Genomic DNA, 16,081 nt, shown 5'->3' on the forward strand with positions numbered 1-16,081 from the left:
TTTAATGGCCTGCCGCGGCGATTCGGGAGGCGTTTTCGGAAGAAATGTATTCTACGGCTGAGGGCTCGATAGGCTGTAGATTGGACTTGTCCTGAGCCAGCCTGTCGCGGATGGCCCAGCGGCTGGTCAGGGAGGAAGTCTTGGAGCGGTAATATTCCTTTGTGAGTTCGCAGGAGGCGATCTCTTCATTCATCTGCTTGATGTCGCGCGCGACCTGGATCTGGTCGTTTTTCAGAACGGCATAAGTGATGCCCGCTCCGCAGGTAAGGGAGGCGAAGGCAATGAGCCACATGATCATGCTCACGCTGATCTGGTGGCCGGTGAAACGCTGTTTGAATCTTTTCATGGCGGTGGGGAAAGAGAGATAGTCAGATGATTTTTTCCACGCCGCGCAACTTGGCGCTGCGGGAACGGGGGTTGGTTGAAAGTTCTTCTTCTCCCGCAGTGACGGGCTTGCGGGAAAGCGGGCGGAAGCAGTAATCCGGGTTGGGCCGGGGAGCCGGCCATTCCGGGCGGTCTATTTCCGGACGGCTCCGCAGCTCAAAGAACTGCTTGACCCGGCGGTCTTCCAGACTGTGGAAGGTGATGACGGCCATGCGGCCTCCCTGCCCGAGCAGACGCACGGAGGAATCCAGCAGGGCGTCCAGAGCATCCAGCTCGCCGTTGACGGCTATTCTCAGGGCCTGGAACGTGCGGGTGCCGGGGTGCTGCCTTCCTTTGCGCGGCAGGACGGATTCCACGATGCGGGCAAGCTGTGCGGTAGTGGTGATGGGGGCCTGGGCGCGGGCTTTCCCAATGGCGCGGGCAATGGCGCGGGAAGCGCGTTCCTCTCCGAATTGCCAGAGAATGGCTGCGATTTCTTCTTCCGGGGCCTCATTCACCAGGTTCCGGGCGGAAAAGGCGGCGCGGGTATCCATCCGCATGTCCAGAGGGCCGTCTTCCCGAAAAGAAAAACCGCGGGAGGCGGTGTCAAGCTGGTGGGAGGAAACGCCCAGATCCGCCAGCAGCCCGTCCACCCGGGAAACCCCCTGCTGGGAAAGAATGCTTTCCACATCCTGGAAGTTGCCGGCGAGCGCCTTGAAACGGGAACCGAAGCGCGCCAGCCTGAGTATGGCGGCGCGGCGGGCATCCGCATCGCGGTCAATGCCCCAGACGGTGGCGCCCTGTTCCAGCAGAAGCTCCGTGTGGCCTCCGCCGCCAAGCGTGCAGTCCACGATGAATTTGCCGGGGCCCGCTTTCAGCATGTCCACCGTCTCATGCAGCAAAACGGTAATGTGCCGGAAACCGTTTCCGGAGACGGTTCCGTCCGCTTCCGCATCAACAGCGGCAACGGCGTCATCCCCAAGTTCGGAAATCAGGGCATCCGCCCTTGCCGCGGCTTCCCGGGCTTTCAGGGCTTCCGTGTGGTACGCGTTTTCCCAGTCCATGGAGGGGGCCAGCGCCTTCCAGGAGCAGACCAGTTCATCCACTCCCTTCTCCTCCGTCAGCTCCGCAACCACATGCACATGGTTGCGGCAGACGCTCCACGCCAGTACGCGGCAGGACATTTCTTCCGCAAGTCCGTTTGCCAGGACCTGCACTTCCTCCGTGCGGATGTGCGTACCCGCGCCCGCGCGTAAAGAAAGCTCAATATGGTCGTCAAAAGCCCGGTTCAGGTCGGAGGACAATGCGCCCAGCTTGCCATAGGCACCCTTTTGCCCGGCCAGGGACATTTCCTCCATAAGGCGTGCTTTTTCCTGTTGCCAGGCAACCATATCCTGCGCCGGAAGGGCGTCGTGCCCCCAGAAAACGATGGAATAAGCCGTGAGTTCCGCATGCAGCCCGGTTCTGGCGCCGACGCCCAGGCCGGAAGCGAGCCAGCCCGGACGCAATGCAAGCGTTGCGCAGGGGCGTGCCTGGGGATCGGGCGAAATGGAAGAATCTGGTGGCATGAAGGAAAGTCAGAGAATGCCGTAGGATTGGTTGATGTCGGAGATGCTGGCGTTCTCACGCCGGGAAACTTCTTCATAGAGAGAGGGTTCCCACAATTCAAAATATCCTCTCCGTGCGGCGAGCCGGACGGAAGAACTGAGCTGTGCGTGTTCGCACATTTGTTTGGGTATCAGCAGCTTGCCTTGGGCGTTGATGACAGCTTCCACACAGTTGGCATATAATTTGCCGATGAACAGGTCGATTTGCGCTTCCGTATAGCCGGGAGTTGCTTCTATCTTGTCAATGAGCTGCTGGAATTTTTCCCGCGTATAGGCTTTGACGGTCGGCAAATCAAGGCGCCGGCCGGATAACAGGAGCAGGGCGCAACCTTCGGAGGGCCTCCATTCTGCCGGAATGGCAATCCGGTTTTTGGGGTCCAGCTTGTGCGTGTATGCACCAAAAAGGTTGTCTGATACACTGCTCATCGCATGCAAGTACACTACGTAGTGACTTCAATACACTTTAATGCACCTGAAATGTCAATCCCGTACTGGAAAAAAGTATTTTTTCATATGCCCATATCCTGAAAAAAGCATGGATACGGTCTTGCTCCCCACCGGGGGCGGTATTATATTCCGCGCATGATGCAGTTTTGCGTGTTGGGCAGCGGCAGCGGGGGAAATGCCACCATTGTCAGGGCGGGGGAAACCGTCCTGCTGGTGGATGCCGGGTTCAGCGCCGCCAGACTGCGGGACAAGATGAAGTCCGCCGGCGTGGAACCGGATGAGCTGGCCGCCATTCTGCTCACCCACGAACACGCGGATCACATGAAAGGCGTGCACCAGTTCACCAGAAAGCATGCCGTGCGTGTTTACGCCACCCGCCATACGGCCATGTGCGTCCAGGAAAAAGCGCCGGAGGCCCCCTGGGCCTATTTTGAAAAGGGCCAGTCTTTCAAAATAGGGGATATCGTCATTACTCCCTTCCCCACTTACCATGACGCCGTGGACCCGGTGGGATTCAAATTTGAAACGGAACGGTCCAGTTTGGGTTTTATTTCCGATACGGGGCAGGCTCCCGGCTGCATCGCGGAATATCTTGCCATGGTGGATAGTCTGGTGGTGGAATCAAACTATGATCCGGACATGCTGGCGGCCACTCCCAAGAGGCCCTGGCCGCTGAAACAGCGCATCGCCTCCGCGCACGGGCATCTGTCCAATGAGCAGGCGTGCGACCTGCTGAGGCGGATTGCCCATGACGCCCTGAAAAACGTGGTGCTGGCTCACCTGAGCGCAGAAAGCAATTCTCCGGCATTGGCAGAAAGCCTGATGCGTGATACCCTGCATGACATGGGGCTGGCTTCCACCTCCCTGTTCTGCGCCAGCCAGGACTCCTGCCTGCCGTGGATACGGGTCTGCTGAATACGCCTCTTTTCCTGTTCCTCCCGCCATGTTCCTCTCCACCTGTGAAATCATGAGCACGATCATTGGAGCCCTGGCGGGTTCCATCGCTTCCTCGCGGGTGAAGATGGACCTGTTCGGCGTGATTGTCTGCGGCACCCTGGCCGCTCTGGGCGGAGGAACCGTGCGCGACATCCTGCTGGACATACCGGTGTATTGGACGCTCCCCACCGGGGAAATTTTTGTTCTGGCCTCCGTCGTCACCAGCCTGGCAACCTTTTATGTGGCCCAGAAATATCCGCCTCCCATGGGCACTATCCGCGTGGCGGATGCCATCGTTCTGGCTCTTTTCGGCATGATTGGCACGGAAAAATCCTATCTCCACGGCTATACGCCTACTGTTTCCGTGATGATGGGCATTTGTACCGGCGTGGCGGGAGGCCTGCTGCGCGACGTGCTTACCGGCAACGTTCCCTACGTGTTCCGTCCCGGGGAACTGTATGCCACCGCGGCTCTGCTGGGCGGCGTGGCGTACGCCATGCTTTACTATGCCGGAATTGATTCTTCCACCTGCTTCGTGGCTGGTTTCATAGTCACGCTTTCCGTGCGTTTGGCGGCCATCCGCTGGAACTGGAACCTGCCTTCCTACATTCCGTTATTCACCTCGGATGCGGAGCCGGAAGCTCTGGAGGAAGAGGAAAAGGAAATTTTTTCCGGGAAGCCCGGCGCGCGGTAATGCGCTCTACTTGTGGAAGCACCCTTCTATGCAGTAAACGGAAAGCTTCTCCACTGACCCGTCCCGTTCACAGCAGGAGCGCATGTTGCAATGCGGGCACAGCTCCCGCACATTTGTTACGTCCAGGGTTCCCCGTTTTTCATGAAGGGAATAAAGGTATTTCAGGTATTTTCCTTCCGCGATACGGTGGTGGTTATCCTTTTCCTTTAATCCCTTCCATTCGTAAAGCCGTTTTCCCCCCTTGGAAGAATTGCAGGACTTGCATACTCTGACGACGTTGTCCGTGGTATCTTCTCCCCCGCAGTTGCGCGGCAGGATATGCTCCGTGGTCAAATCCTTTTTTCCGCCGCAATAAATACATTCCCCGGGATGTTCCATTTCCCTGATCCATTCGCGTACGGAGGAAGACCAATGTATGGTCCCTGCGCAAAGCTCTTTCCATTTGCTCATAACCATGCCGTAATGAGCCTTCCCAAAACCGGAAGATGAGGCAATGATTTTGGCATATTGGTAATAAATGATCTGGCGGACGGATTTGACGGCGGGAGGAGGCATGGTAAAAAGATAAGAGCTGTTTGTTGAATCAGATGTCCGGATTTTCCAGAGCTTTATTTCCCCAGGCAGAAGGAGGAAAAAATGGCGCCCAGCACGTCTTCCGTATCCACGGCTCCGGTGATTTCCCCCAGGTGCGTCAGGGCCTCCCTCAGTTCCAGGGCCGTGAATTCAGGACTTTCCTGGCGGGAAATGGATTCCGAAGCCAGCCGGACATGCTCCCGGCAGAGGCCAAGTTCATGCTGGTGGCGGGCATTGATGGCTACCAGGGAACTGCCCGTTTCACCGGGCAGGGAGGAGGCAAAGGCCTGAACAATGGCTTTCTCCAATTCTTTCCTTCCTTCCCCGGTGGCGCAGGAAAACCGGATGCCGGGCACGGCCTCCCAGTCCGGGTGGATTCCGAGGTCGCACTTGTTCAGAATAAGCAGCCGGGGGGCGGTGAGAGCAGGGGAGGGGAGGTCTTTTACCCGGGGCATGGAGGCATCCGCTACTTCCAGAACCAGATCCGCGGCTTCAAGCGCCCTGTTGGTGCGGGTAATGCCAGCCTGTTCAATGACGTCGGAAGATTCGCGGATGCCTGCCGTATCAATCAGCCGCAGGGCCAGCCCGGCCAGTTGAACGGATTCCTCCACCGTGTCCCGCGTGGTTCCGGCAATATTGCTGACAATGGCCCGGTCATACCCCAGCAGGGTATTCAACAGGCTGGATTTTCCCACGTTGGGAGGTCCGGCGATCGCCGTTCGGATGCCTTCCCGCAACAGGCGTCCGCCTTCGGCAGTTCGGAGGAGGGCGGAAAGCTTTTCCTCCATGTTCCGGAGGCGCGCCAGCAGATCGGAGGCGGTGTCCGGGGAAATGTCTTCATCCGGAAAATCAATATAGGCTTCAATATGGGCCAGCACATGAACCAGGCTGTCTTTCAGTGCGTCCACCTGGGCGCCGACGCCTCCGTCCAGCTGGGTTTGCGCGGCTTTCAGAGCTAGGTCGCTACCGGCGGAAATCACATCCATCACGGCTTCCGCCTGGGTCAGGTCCATGCGCCCGTTCAGGAAGGCCCTTTTTGTGAACTCTCCCGGTTCCGCAGGGGAGGCCCCGCATTGGTAAAGGCGTTTTAGCAGGCGGTCCGTCACCAGCATGCCGCCATGGCAGGAGATTTCCGCGGTGTCTTCCCCCGTATAGCTGGCAGGGGCGGGGAACCAGGTGACAAGCGCCTGGTCAATGGCGGCTCCTTCCGCGTCCCGGATGCGGACCAGCGTCGCCCTGCGCGGCCGGAGGCGTTCCGTGAAAGCCGCGGGGGTGCATTGTTTCAGGATGTCCATGCAGCCGGGGCCGCTCATGCGGATGACGGCGATGGCTCCCTGTCCTGCGGCGGTGGCCTGCGCGGCTATGGTGCGTTCCGGGTCAGTCATGGTTCTATGGATTCAAAAAAACCGCCCCCGAGCAATTTGCCTCCATCGTAAAAGGCGCAAACCTGTCCCACGGCCAGTGCCCGCAGGGGCGTGTCAAAGGCCAGGCGCACTTTCCCTTCTTCCAGATATTCGCAGGATGCCCATTCCGCCTTGGCCCGGTAGCGGGGCTGGGCCATGACGCGGGCCGGCAGGGGGGCGAGCGTGTTGGAAATGCCGCCGACCACGGCGCGGGACGCGTACAATCCCCGCGTGGACGCATCTTCATATCCCAGAATCAGGCGGTTGCGCTGGACGTCCTTTCCCACCACCACATAGGCGACTCCCTCCCGCGGGGAGGCGACGCCGTGCCCTTTCCTCTGGCCCATGGTGAACAGATGCAGGCCGTTGTGCGTGCCGAGCGTCCTGCCTTCCGTGTCCACGATTTTGCCGGGCTTGTCCGGCAGGTAGTGGCGCAGGAAATCGCTCATTTTTACTTGGCCGATGAAGCAGATGCCCTGGCTGTCTTTCTTGCGTGCCGTGGGGAGCCCGTATTTTTCCGCGAGAACGCGCACTTCCGGTTTTAGCAGATCCCCAAGGGGAAATACGGCGCGGGCTATCTGGTCCGGGCGCATTAGGGACAGGAAGTAGGACTGGTCCTTGTTCGGATCCCGCCCACGCAGGATAAAAGCCCCTTGCGGCGTGTCCATCCTGCGGGCGTAATGGCCGGTGGCGACGCAGTCGAATCCCTGTTCCAGGGCATAATCTAAGAAGACGCCGAACTTCATTTCCCGGTTGCACAATACGTCCGGGTTGGGCGTATATCCGGCGCGGTAGCCTTCAATCAGATAATTCACGATGCGGGCGCGGTATTCGTCCACCAGGTCGATGACCCGGAATTCAATACCTGTTGTTTTGGCGACGGCCAGCGCGTCCTGAATGTCCTGTTCCCACGGGCATTCTCCGGGAATGCCTTCGTCATTCACCCAGTTTTTCATGTAGGCCCCCACTACGTCATGACCCTGCTCCACGAGCAGAGCCGCTGCCACGGAGCTGTCCACTCCGCCTGATAAGCCTACAAGGATGCGTGCCACGATGCTGGAAAAAATATGGGGTGATAGGGCGGACCGCTTTGAGAAAAGTTTTGCCGCCTGCCCCTGTAAACCAAAGATGTTTCCGTAAGCCAAGACAAAAAGCGCGGAAGACAGGCATCCTGGCTTGGTTATTCAACGGAGCTTTCGACAGATCTTTGACTTTTTAGCGGGCGGCGTAAGCTCAATCTGCCATGCGTATCCTGTGCCCATGGTTCGTGGTGGCGTGCGTTATGAATGGCGTCTGGATTTTTCCCGCTGTGGGACGGTTCCGGATATTTAACGGCGTATGAAAGAGGGTGAAGATTCCAGTTCCTTCATGATGCGTTCTGCAAGAACCCGGGGAGAGTCGGAAGGGAAAGCCGGAAGTTTCCGGAGCCATTGTTCGCGTTTCAGCCAGGTGCGCTGCCGTTTGGCGTATTGCCGGGTGGCGAGTGCCAGCTGGATCTGGCAGTTTTCACGGGAGATTTCCCCGCGCAGCATGCTTCGTATCAATGCCAGGCCCAAGGTGCGTTCCGCTGTGGCGGAGCATGGGCCGAGGGAAGCCGCTTCCTCCACCGCGCCCTCCTGCATCATGCGTGCGGCACGGCGGGCGATTCTTCCGTCCAGTTCAGGAACATCCCTGCTGATGACCCAGCCGGGTCCGCGTGGCGGGGCCAGCCAGTTCCTCTTCCAGAAGGAAAGAGGTTTCCCTCCGGCAAGGACGATTTCCAGATTGCGTTCCACATAACGCCGGTTGGCGGCATCCGTCGAGGCCGCTCCTTCCGGGTCCAGAGAAGAAAGCCTGGCGTATAGCGCTTCCGTGGAACAGTCCGCGAACGAGGCGCGGAGAGCAGCGTCCCCCGGCGGCGCTTCCGACAGGCCGTGGGAGAGGAATTTAAAGTACAGGCCGGAACCTCCCGTGACGATGGCTATTTTCCCGCGTGCGCGGATTTCTTCCATGCAGCGCATGGCGCGGTGGTAGTGTTCCGTGGCATTCCAGTTCCTTTGGACGGGAATAATGGAAACCATGTGGTGGGGAACCCGTTCCCGGTCCGCCGGGGAAGGCGCCGCCGTCAGGATGGGCATTTCCCGGTACACCTGGTAAGCGTCGGAACTGACAATTTCTGCGTCCAGCATCTCCGCCAGTTCCACGGCTGCCGCGGATTTCCCCGACCCGGTGGGACCTGCCAGGAACAGGGTCATGGGAAATGCTGCCTGATTGGGTGGAAAAGGTTCAATCATAACATGGAGTGATGACGGATAGAGCTTATTGTTTTTGTGAGGCCCTAAAGACTGCTCCTGCTTAAAAGCTGTTGGAGGAAGCGGAAAAGCGGAGGCGAGATGGCTTCATATCCCAGGGCGTTGAGATGAAGGCCGTCCCAAGTATAAAGGCTGGCATCCTTTCCCGGAAGGAAGAAATGAAGGGGGAGGACATGGACATTTTTTCCAAAGTCGTGTTGGAGCAGACAATTTCTGAAGGTTTCCATGCGCGACCCTTTTTGCGCGATAAGCGGGGGAATGACAATGATGGCGGTCGTCTCCGGGCTGTAAATCTCCCTGATTTTTTTGACGATGGCCACGTTTCCCTGAAAAGCCGTCCATCCCAGGCTTTTTTGCATTCCCAGATTGTTGACCCCCGAATACAGGACGATTATTTTGGGAGTCAGCGGGCTTGTCAGGCCGTCATTGATGCGCCAGAGCAGGTTGCCCGTGGTCTCGCTTCTGGTTCCCAGGTTGAGGCATCCCAGAGGGGAAAACCAGGTTTCCCAGGAACGTTTCCCTTCTCTCAGCCAGAATTCCATGGTGGAGGAGCCCAGGAACAACACGGGGGCATGGGGATTCAGCCGGGCGTTGTGTTTGTCCTGCCGGTGTTTTTCCAGCAGGGCGCCCTGTTCCGGGGAATAGGGCAGGGGATGGACAGCTAAATGGTAACGGTAGGCGTGTTTGGCGCACCAGACGGCGCCTAATGCGGCCGGAACGGTTAAAAGAAAAAAGAGAATACAGGCCTTAATTTTTTTTGGGAACATGGGTGATGCGGTCGTTGGCGACATAGGGCAGGCAGGCCGGGAAGAGTTTTCTCAGGAAAAGGTAGAATGCGACGATAAGGAAAATGATGGCGGGGATTAATACAAAGGGCGCGAAAAAGGATTGTTTCCAAATATGGGTGGGGATCAACATGATTAAAGGGTAATGAAGAACGAATATCAGGAAACAGGCGGGAGCATAATTGGACAGCTTTCTGGCGACGGGAATTTTCTTTTCCAGCCAGATTCCAAGGGCCATGAGAAGAAGCGCCCCGAAGACAGGGCAGAGGGAATTCAAATGGACAGCCGGCCAGGAGATGTTCCATACTCCATAAGATGCCAGTATTTTGTGCATGTTCCATTCCGGGTTATTCTGGCAGACGCTTAAATAGTTGGTGATGCTGAGCAGAAACCCGGCGCCTACGGCGAGCAGGACGAAGGGAGTAAAGGAATTTTTGTAAAAGTGTTTTACTTCAGCCAGTTTGATGGAAGACAGGAAAAGGCCCAGGCTGAACAGGGAGACGGTGAATGGAGCAAGAGTGATTTTGTTGGACGGCACGGGGTATTGGAGCCAGTCCGTGCTGAAGCAAATCAGGATCAGGACAAAAACCGGATATTTCAATTTCAGCAGGATGGGGGAAATGAGGGAGCAGAGAATAATATCCCTCAAAAACCATGTGGGCGGGGAAAAGGGCTCTCCCGTCAATTCATTGATGGAAAAAGGAATAAAATCGGGAGTGAAAAGGGAGCGGAAGCCTACAAGATTGCATAAGTATTCCGGCAATTCCATATTCATGATTCCCGGATGGAGGAAAGAGATGACTACATTCCAGAACAGAAAGGGAATGAGAAGCGTATAACCCCGTTTGAACGCTTTTTTCCAGGAATTATTCCGGCCCATGAAATAACCTGCCAGAATCAGGAAAAATGCCACGCGGCCGTTGAAAACCGGAAGCTGGAACAGGCTGGCGAAAGAAAAGGCCGGCGCGTGGACGCATACAATCAGGCATGCCGCGAGGAATCGGGATATGTCAATCCAATGTTCCCGGGATGAGGGTAATAAAATTGTAGGATTTTGCGGTGTCATGAAAGAGTCTGCCTTTGGAGCCCCCTGAGGCAGGCAGGGGAAATGCTCAAGGGCAAATGGCTTGTTGTGTTTCCCGGGGATGTTTGAGACGTTCGGGGAGCGGTTTATTTACTGCGGGATTTCCGATGGCCAGGCAGCCGGGAGGCACATCCCGGGTGACGACGGCTCCTGCGGCGACTACGGAGCCGGAGCCGATGGTGACTCCTTTCAAAATGGTGGCCCTGGCTCCGATGAAGCATCCTTCCCCGATGGAAATGGGCTGCCCCTGTTCGGGCTGCCCCAGAGTTGATCCCCACCTGGAGCCGCTCCGGGGATAGTGCATGTCGTTGTCCAGAATCAGCGCGTCCGCTCCTATCAGCGTGTGGCGTCCGATGCGGATGCCGTTGACGCAGACCAGGGCGGCTCCGCTGATGCCGCAGCCGTCCTCCAGAATGATGCTTGCCTGATTGGAAAGGGCGGCCAGGCAGGTGTGATGGGAAAGTACCGGATTCATCCGGGTCAGGGAGTGGATGGTGACTCCGTTGCCGATGGTGATGGACGCTCCCGGGAATTTTTTAATGAGGGGAAGCCCGGAAAGAATGACGCCCGTTCCGGTGCGCACCCCCTTGAGCCTGAGCAGCAGACGCCCTATTCCTGAAAGCAGATGGATAAGGAATAATTTCATCAGCGTGAATACAGCATGGTATGATAACGTGACAGGCACCCGGTTACTGTCTGCTTTACGTCCAGCAGGCGGCGGCATTCCTGATGCCGCTCCATTCCCATGGACATGGCCCTATCCAGGCTGGCTGAAAGTTTCTGCGCGGCCTCCCTGATGGCGTCGCTGTTGCGGACCGGGACAATATAGCCGGATACGCCGTCCTGGACATATTGAGTCTGCCCGCCTTCTTCCGTGGTGATTACCGGAAGGCCCATGACTCTTGCCTCCTTCACGATATTGGGGCAGCAATCCCCCAGGGTGGGATGCACCAGGAACCACGCCGTGGAGAGGCACTGCTGGAGTTCTTCGCGGGAAATGCTGCCCAGCCAGTGGATGTTGGGGGTGGACCGGGCTTCCAGCCTTTCCCTGAGGGCGCCGTTGCCCGCCACGAACAGCTGGACATGGGAAAGGGACGGATGCGTGAAGGCCTCCACCAGATAGGAGATGCCCTTCAGTTCGTAAATGGTTCCGGCAAAGAGGCAGGAAGGTTCTGGAGACGGGCTTCTGTCAAGATGGTAAAAGGAAGGTTCCACGCCGTATTCCATGCAGGACAGGTGGGCCTGGGGGGCAATTTCCGCAACGCGGTCGCATGCCCAGGGGGATTCGCACGTGATAAGATCATAATGTTTGACGGCCATGCGTTCCCAAAGGGCCTGCATATGGAGGAGGAAGGCCTGCGGAGCGCGCTGGCAGTAGGCGGTGAGGGCCCCCTGGTAGGAAAGGATCTTCTTTCCCTGGAAAGCAATCCCCGCCAGAGCGTAAGCCTGCTCCACGCCCCATACGTGCAGGAGGTCCGGCTGGATATCGTTCAGGGTCTTGCGTATTCTCCGGACGGTCAGGAAATGGGCCGTCAGGATATTTTTGCCCATGCTGCCCAGGGGAAGAATATGGATGGTCTGGTTGCGCATCCGGATAGTTTTCGCGGCGGAAACGGCTTTGCTGAGAGTAATCCAGTGGATGTCAAAATCTTCCTGAGATTCCAGAGCATGGAAAAGGGAAAAAATCCAGGGAATCGCACGCCGGTCCTTGTTGCGGAAAGACGTCAGCAGCCGGCCCAGGGGGAGATCCGCTGCTATGGCTAATACGGGACGGGGGCGTTTGGGCGTCATGGATTGGGAAAAAGGGGCAAGGTGTTAGCAGGTGGATAAATGGTCCGGAACGATGGAGGACGCGAACGGAGACTTTTCTCCCGGACGGGTGGAGGAAAAAAGCAGTTCCTCCCACTTCCTGTTTACTGCGTCGGGGGCGTAACGGGCTTCCCATTGCCGGAGGCCCTTACGTCCCAGTGTTTCCCGTGTTGTTTCGTCCGTCAGCGATTCCACAGCTTTTTCCAGCGCGGAGGGGGATGCGTTTTTCAGGACGATTCCCCCTTCCAGGGTGGAAAGGGCTCCTGCATCCGGAGCGAACCAGGGAACGCCGCATGACATCGCCTCCAGAATGGAGAGGGGTTGCTGTTCCTGGAAGGAGTAAAGAAAAACGGCATTGCTTTCCGTAATGGCGGCTTCTACCTCCGGACGCGGGAGCCTGTAGAGAATCCTGAATCTGGGATCATCCCCGATGGCCTGTTCCATTTGTTCCGCATAGGAATTGCGCTGGGGAATGAGAAAAAGAAACGTGATCTGCTGAAGATGGGTGCGTTTCACATGGCGGATGAAGAGAAGCTGCCGTTTCCTCATGCTGGCGCTGGCGGGGCAGGTGAAAACGGGGGTGGAGGAAAGTCCGTATTTTTCCCGGAAAAAAGGAGCGGTTCTTTTCAGAGCCGGGAAGGTGTTGGGAATGCAGGAATAATTGGAAAGTTTGCGTCTGGATGCGTAATAATAATCAAAGCTTTTGAAAAGTGTTCCGTAAGGGTCAAGAAAAACGAGGCGGTTTAGAGGTGATTTCCGGCATACGTTGAGGATATTCCTGCGTATTTGGAAAAAGGAGCAGAGCCATTTTTTCAGACCGAAAAAAGGAGGGTAGTTAAGGCGGAAAAAAGAATGGAAATTGGTGGCTGTTCCATGGGAGCGGAGGAAAAATGGAATGCCTGAATCCCGTGCCGCGTCCAGCAATTCTTCCCGGCACCAATCCGCCCAGGAGTGGTAGATAATAACATCCGGCCGGAAATCTTCCAGAAACCCGTTCAGATATTCTCTTAAGCGGGCTCTGTTCTTAGTCAGGGTGTCCGGCAGGGTGGTGAGAGGGCTGTATGGGCGGGAGCGGAAAGAATCCTCCGGTGAATCCAGAGGGCGTGTGAGGACATGGATGTCCCAGCCCAGGGAGTTCAGGCTGCAGGCCATCTCATAGGCAGCCATGCCCACGCCTCCTTCTTCCGGAGGAAAAACATATGTAACGATGAGAATCCTGCCCTTGCTCACGGGCGGTAATGTAGATGAAAAGAAGAAATAAAACAAGGACACTTTATGGAACTGTTCCGGATCATGGCCCTGTAAAAATGAGGAATTTGTTTTTTCCCGGTGATCGGATAAGGAGGCTGCATGGGACCGGACGATTTTGTCCGGTTTCTATTCCCTGTGAAGGCCTGTTGGCCGGGGCTTCATAAAAAGATATTGATGCAGCAGAATGTTGTGTTAGATTGGCACCGCTTTCCGTACCCGTATGGCCGGCAATATCCCGTTGGCGTATTGCCGGTTGAATAAATAATCCAGTTATCAATAAAACAGGTATTTTTAACTTTTCCCGGGAAAGGATGAAATTGATGAAATAAATAATATGGAAGAATCCCGCGTAAAGAAAAGCCTGTTGAACGCCAGGGTCAATCTCATTTTTTATGTTTTGATTCTTCTCATTTCCTTTTTTTCAAGGAAAATATTCTTGAATTGCCTGGGTGCCGATTTTGTCGGTTTGACGGGAACATTAATGAGTCTGCTGAATTTCCTCAATTTGGCGGAACTTGGCATAAGCACGGCTATCGGGTATGTGCTTTACAAGCCTATCTTTGAGCATGATGAAACCAGGATTAATGAAATTATCTCCGTGCTGGGATACATGTACCGGTGGATAGGGCGGCTGATCATCGCGGCTGGAGTAGCGCTTTCCTGTTTCCTCCCGGTTATTTTCCCTTCCACGGGCTTTTCCTATGGAATCATCTATTTTGCTTATTATTCCTTTCTGGCCTCTTCCCTGATTGGGTATTTCGCCAACTACAGGCAGACCCTTTTGGGAGCGGACCAGAGGAATTACGTGGTGGCGTTTTATTTCCAGACGGCATCCATTATCAAAATCATATGCCAGATGCTGTCAGCATGGTATACGGGAAGCTATTATCTATGGATAGGGATAGAACTGTTCTTCGGCATTATTTACTCCTTCATCCTGAATTGGAAGATCAATCAGGTATATCCCTGGCTGAAAAGCAATGTGGCCCTGGGGAAGGAACTGTTCAAAAAATATCCTGAAGTCACTAAATACACCAAGCAGCTGTTTATGCATCGGCTGGGAAGCTTTTTCCAGTTTCAGATGACGCCGTTTCTGGTATATGCCTTTGTTTCCCTCCAGATGGCGGCCTATTTCGGCAACTATTCCACCATTGTGGATAAACTGCACCTTCTGGTCAATAATCTGCTCGGCAGTACGGAAGCCAGTGTGGGCAACTTGATTGCGGAGGGAAATGAGGGAAAAATCCGCAAAGTGTTTAGTGAGCTGTTTTCCCTGCGCATGCTGATTGCCGGCACGGTATGTTTCCCCCTTTACCAGCTTCTGGAGCCATTCATCACGCTTTGGCTGGGGGCGGAATATATCCTTCCCTGGGAAATCATGTTGCTGCTTGTCATCAGGCTGTTCATCACCATTACGCGGGGGGTTGTGGATCAGTTTTTATACGGTTACGGTTTGTTTTGGGATGTGTGGGCTCCTCTTGCGGAAAGCGTGATCAACATTTCCGTGGCGATCATCGGAGGTTACTTATGGGGATTGCCCGGCGTTCTGTTGGGGGGAGTCTTCAGCCTGATACTTATTGTGGGCATATGGAAGCCCTTCATGCTGTATAACTGGGGATTCAGAAAAAATGTGATGAGTTACTGGTTCCAGTTCGGTTACCAGCTGGCGCTGGTTTCGATTTCGGCCGTGTTCATGGACTGGATCTGGAAATTCGTTCCTCTGCAGCCTTCCGCATCTTTCTTCTCCTGGTTTTTATGCGCCTTTCTCATGGCCGTCTCTTATGGCGGAGTGACGGTTCTTTTAATGTATTGCGGTACGCAGGGCATGCGCGGCATGGCGCACCGCGCGCTGGCGATTGTGGAAACCCGGTTGCCGTGGCGGAAGAAAAATTGAATAGGGACGTAGAGGCGTTGCCGGCAGCGGGAAGGGGAACGCTGCGTTATTCATGCTCATTCTTCGGTAGCCGTTTCGGCTTCCGGGTCAACAAAATCCTCCACCGCCTCGGAGACAATGATGTTGCTCTCCATGGAGGAAAACCCGTAATACGCCGGATTGACGTTATTGCAATGCAAGTGCATCGTCGCCGGAAGGAATGCTCCGGACAGAGCCCAGCTATTGGCATTCTCCATATCAAGATAGTATCCGGAAAAGGGATAGATGCTCTCAAAGCAATGAACCCCCTTCACCGTAGCGATCTTGACGCAGCCGCGGGTGGAATTCCCGCCATGTAGCAGCCACAACGTTCCCCTGTCTTCGGTATCATATCCCCCGTCCTGGTATTGCTCGTAAACCACCGCGTACACGCAGACGGGATAACCGGAATTGATAGACGGCTCCGGCGCGAGGGCCTGCGTCGTCTTCATCTTCCATTTCTGCTCGGCATTGGAATAATAAATCTCCCGGACACGAATATGATACCCCCCTGCGACCGCGTCCCGGACATGATCAAACGTAATGTCAATAATCTCCCCAATCTTATATCCGCCCGCCGCCTGATCCGGCACCAGCGTAAACGCGTCCCTGTCCCGTCCCATGCGCGCAATCGTCGTCATCTGTCCGAACCTGGCCGTGAATTTAGCGCTGACGGAAGGCAGGCGCACCGGAGCCACCCACCCCCGGATGCTGGAATAATTGTGCATGGGTCTCGCGTTGGTCACGAGGCCGCATTTCACGGTAAAAGAGGAATTGGGAGGAACATTGAAATAAAGGGAATTGGGTTCCTTGTCTGTTTTAAAAACCGTCCCGTTGGAAGACGAGCAATCCGCCGGGAGCGGATAACACCTGACGGAAAAAGCGTCCGTCACGGCGGCCAGCCCGGCGGCGTAAAGGCGGTTGAC

The 16,081-nt window shown here is 55.9% G+C and carries 16 protein-coding genes; 3 read left to right on the top strand and 13 right to left on the bottom strand.

All coding sequences use genetic code 11. From position 1 onward, the window contains the following. Window position 1 precedes the first annotated feature (1 nt). From B3075_RS09445 to B3075_RS09455, 3 genes are read right to left on the bottom strand one after another with little or no spacing between them, the layout of a single operon-like run. On the bottom strand, window positions 2-346 hold the full coding sequence (locus B3075_RS09445; protein WP_046437711.1) for a hypothetical protein: 345 nt from the start codon (window positions 344-346) through the stop codon (window positions 2-4). 22 nt (window positions 347-368) lie between these two features. Beyond that, window positions 369-1,931, bottom strand: coding sequence for a 16S rRNA (cytosine(1402)-N(4))-methyltransferase RsmH (gene rsmH, locus B3075_RS09450; protein WP_290489574.1), 1,563 nt, complete (start codon window positions 1,929-1,931; stop codon window positions 369-371). A gap of 9 nt (window positions 1,932-1,940) precedes the next feature. Continuing rightward, window positions 1,941-2,396, bottom strand: a complete 456-nt coding sequence (locus B3075_RS09455; RefSeq protein ID WP_046437709.1) for a division/cell wall cluster transcriptional repressor MraZ — start codon at window positions 2,394-2,396, stop codon at window positions 1,941-1,943. A gap of 156 nt (window positions 2,397-2,552) precedes the next feature. Here B3075_RS09455 and B3075_RS09460 point away from each other — a divergent pair, with 156 nt between their 5' ends. Together B3075_RS09460 and B3075_RS09465 are read left to right on the top strand one after the other, a co-directional pair. Then, on the top strand, window positions 2,553-3,332 hold the full coding sequence (locus B3075_RS09460) for an MBL fold metallo-hydrolase (RefSeq protein ID WP_094136803.1): 780 nt from the start codon (window positions 2,553-2,555) through the stop codon (window positions 3,330-3,332). Between the two features lie 52 nt (window positions 3,333-3,384). Beyond that, window positions 3,385-4,047 carry a trimeric intracellular cation channel family protein gene (locus tag B3075_RS09465; protein ID WP_179218458.1) on the top strand — a complete coding sequence of 221 codons (663 nt, stop codon included), beginning with the start codon at window positions 3,385-3,387 and terminating at the stop codon, window positions 4,045-4,047. A gap of 6 nt (window positions 4,048-4,053) precedes the next feature. On the opposite strand, the gene B3075_RS09470 is transcribed toward B3075_RS09465, so the two are convergent. The 9 genes from B3075_RS09470 to B3075_RS09510 all read right to left on the bottom strand — a co-directional run bounded on the left by B3075_RS09470 (window position 4,054) and on the right by B3075_RS09510 (window position 13,222). Then, complete coding sequence (locus tag B3075_RS09470; RefSeq protein WP_290489577.1) at window positions 4,054-4,602, bottom strand: HNH endonuclease; 549 nt, start codon at window positions 4,600-4,602, stop codon at window positions 4,054-4,056. Window positions 4,603-4,655: 53 nt separating this feature from the next. Next, window positions 4,656-6,005 carry a tRNA uridine-5-carboxymethylaminomethyl(34) synthesis GTPase MnmE gene (mnmE, locus tag B3075_RS09475; protein ID WP_290489578.1) on the bottom strand — a complete coding sequence of 450 codons (1,350 nt, stop codon included), beginning with the start codon at window positions 6,003-6,005 and terminating at the stop codon, window positions 4,656-4,658. Next, entirely contained in the window at window positions 6,002-7,075 is a 1,074-nt protein-coding gene (gene mnmA / locus B3075_RS09480; protein ID WP_094136978.1) for a tRNA 2-thiouridine(34) synthase MnmA, read from the bottom strand. The genes mnmE and mnmA overlap by 4 nt, the downstream gene beginning before the upstream one ends. A 276-nt stretch (window positions 7,076-7,351) precedes the next feature. After that, window positions 7,352-8,296, bottom strand: a complete 945-nt coding sequence (gene miaA / locus B3075_RS09485) for a tRNA (adenosine(37)-N6)-dimethylallyltransferase MiaA (RefSeq protein WP_290489579.1) — start codon at window positions 8,294-8,296, stop codon at window positions 7,352-7,354. 44 nt (window positions 8,297-8,340) lie between these two features. Then, entirely contained in the window at window positions 8,341-9,081 is a 741-nt protein-coding gene (locus tag B3075_RS09490; protein ID WP_290489581.1) for a GDSL-type esterase/lipase family protein, read from the bottom strand. Continuing rightward, window positions 9,062-10,165, bottom strand: a complete 1,104-nt coding sequence (locus B3075_RS09495; RefSeq protein WP_290489583.1) for an acyltransferase family protein — start codon at window positions 10,163-10,165, stop codon at window positions 9,062-9,064. The genes B3075_RS09490 and B3075_RS09495 overlap by 20 nt, the downstream gene beginning before the upstream one ends. A 46-nt stretch (window positions 10,166-10,211) precedes the next feature. Next, a complete protein-coding gene (locus tag B3075_RS09500; protein ID WP_257228760.1) occupies window positions 10,212-10,829 on the bottom strand; it encodes an acyltransferase in 618 nt (205 codons plus the stop codon). Then, window positions 10,829-11,974 carry a glycosyltransferase family 4 protein gene (locus tag B3075_RS09505; RefSeq protein WP_290492078.1) on the bottom strand — a complete coding sequence of 382 codons (1,146 nt, stop codon included), beginning with the start codon at window positions 11,972-11,974 and terminating at the stop codon, window positions 10,829-10,831. The genes B3075_RS09500 and B3075_RS09505 overlap by 1 nt, the downstream gene beginning before the upstream one ends. 24 nt (window positions 11,975-11,998) lie before the next feature. Beyond that, window positions 11,999-13,222 carry a glycosyltransferase family 4 protein gene (locus B3075_RS09510; protein ID WP_290488327.1) on the bottom strand — a complete coding sequence of 408 codons (1,224 nt, stop codon included), beginning with the start codon at window positions 13,220-13,222 and terminating at the stop codon, window positions 11,999-12,001. Window positions 13,223-13,577: 355 nt separating this feature from the next. Here B3075_RS09510 and B3075_RS09515 point away from each other — a divergent pair, with 355 nt between their 5' ends. Further along, a complete protein-coding gene (locus B3075_RS09515) occupies window positions 13,578-15,137 on the top strand; it encodes a sugar transporter (protein WP_343125186.1) in 1,560 nt (519 codons plus the stop codon). Window positions 15,138-15,193: 56 nt separating this feature from the next. Here B3075_RS09515 and B3075_RS09520 read toward each other — a convergent pair. Beyond that, window positions 15,194-16,081 (bottom strand): hypothetical protein (locus tag B3075_RS09520; protein ID WP_290492079.1); only part of this gene is annotated, 888 nt, incomplete at its 5' end.

This window comes from Akkermansia sp. UBA7090 (genome assembly GCF_002493465.1).
GTDB classification, from domain to species: domain Bacteria; phylum Verrucomicrobiota; class Verrucomicrobiia; order Verrucomicrobiales; family Akkermansiaceae; genus Akkermansia; species Akkermansia muciniphila_A.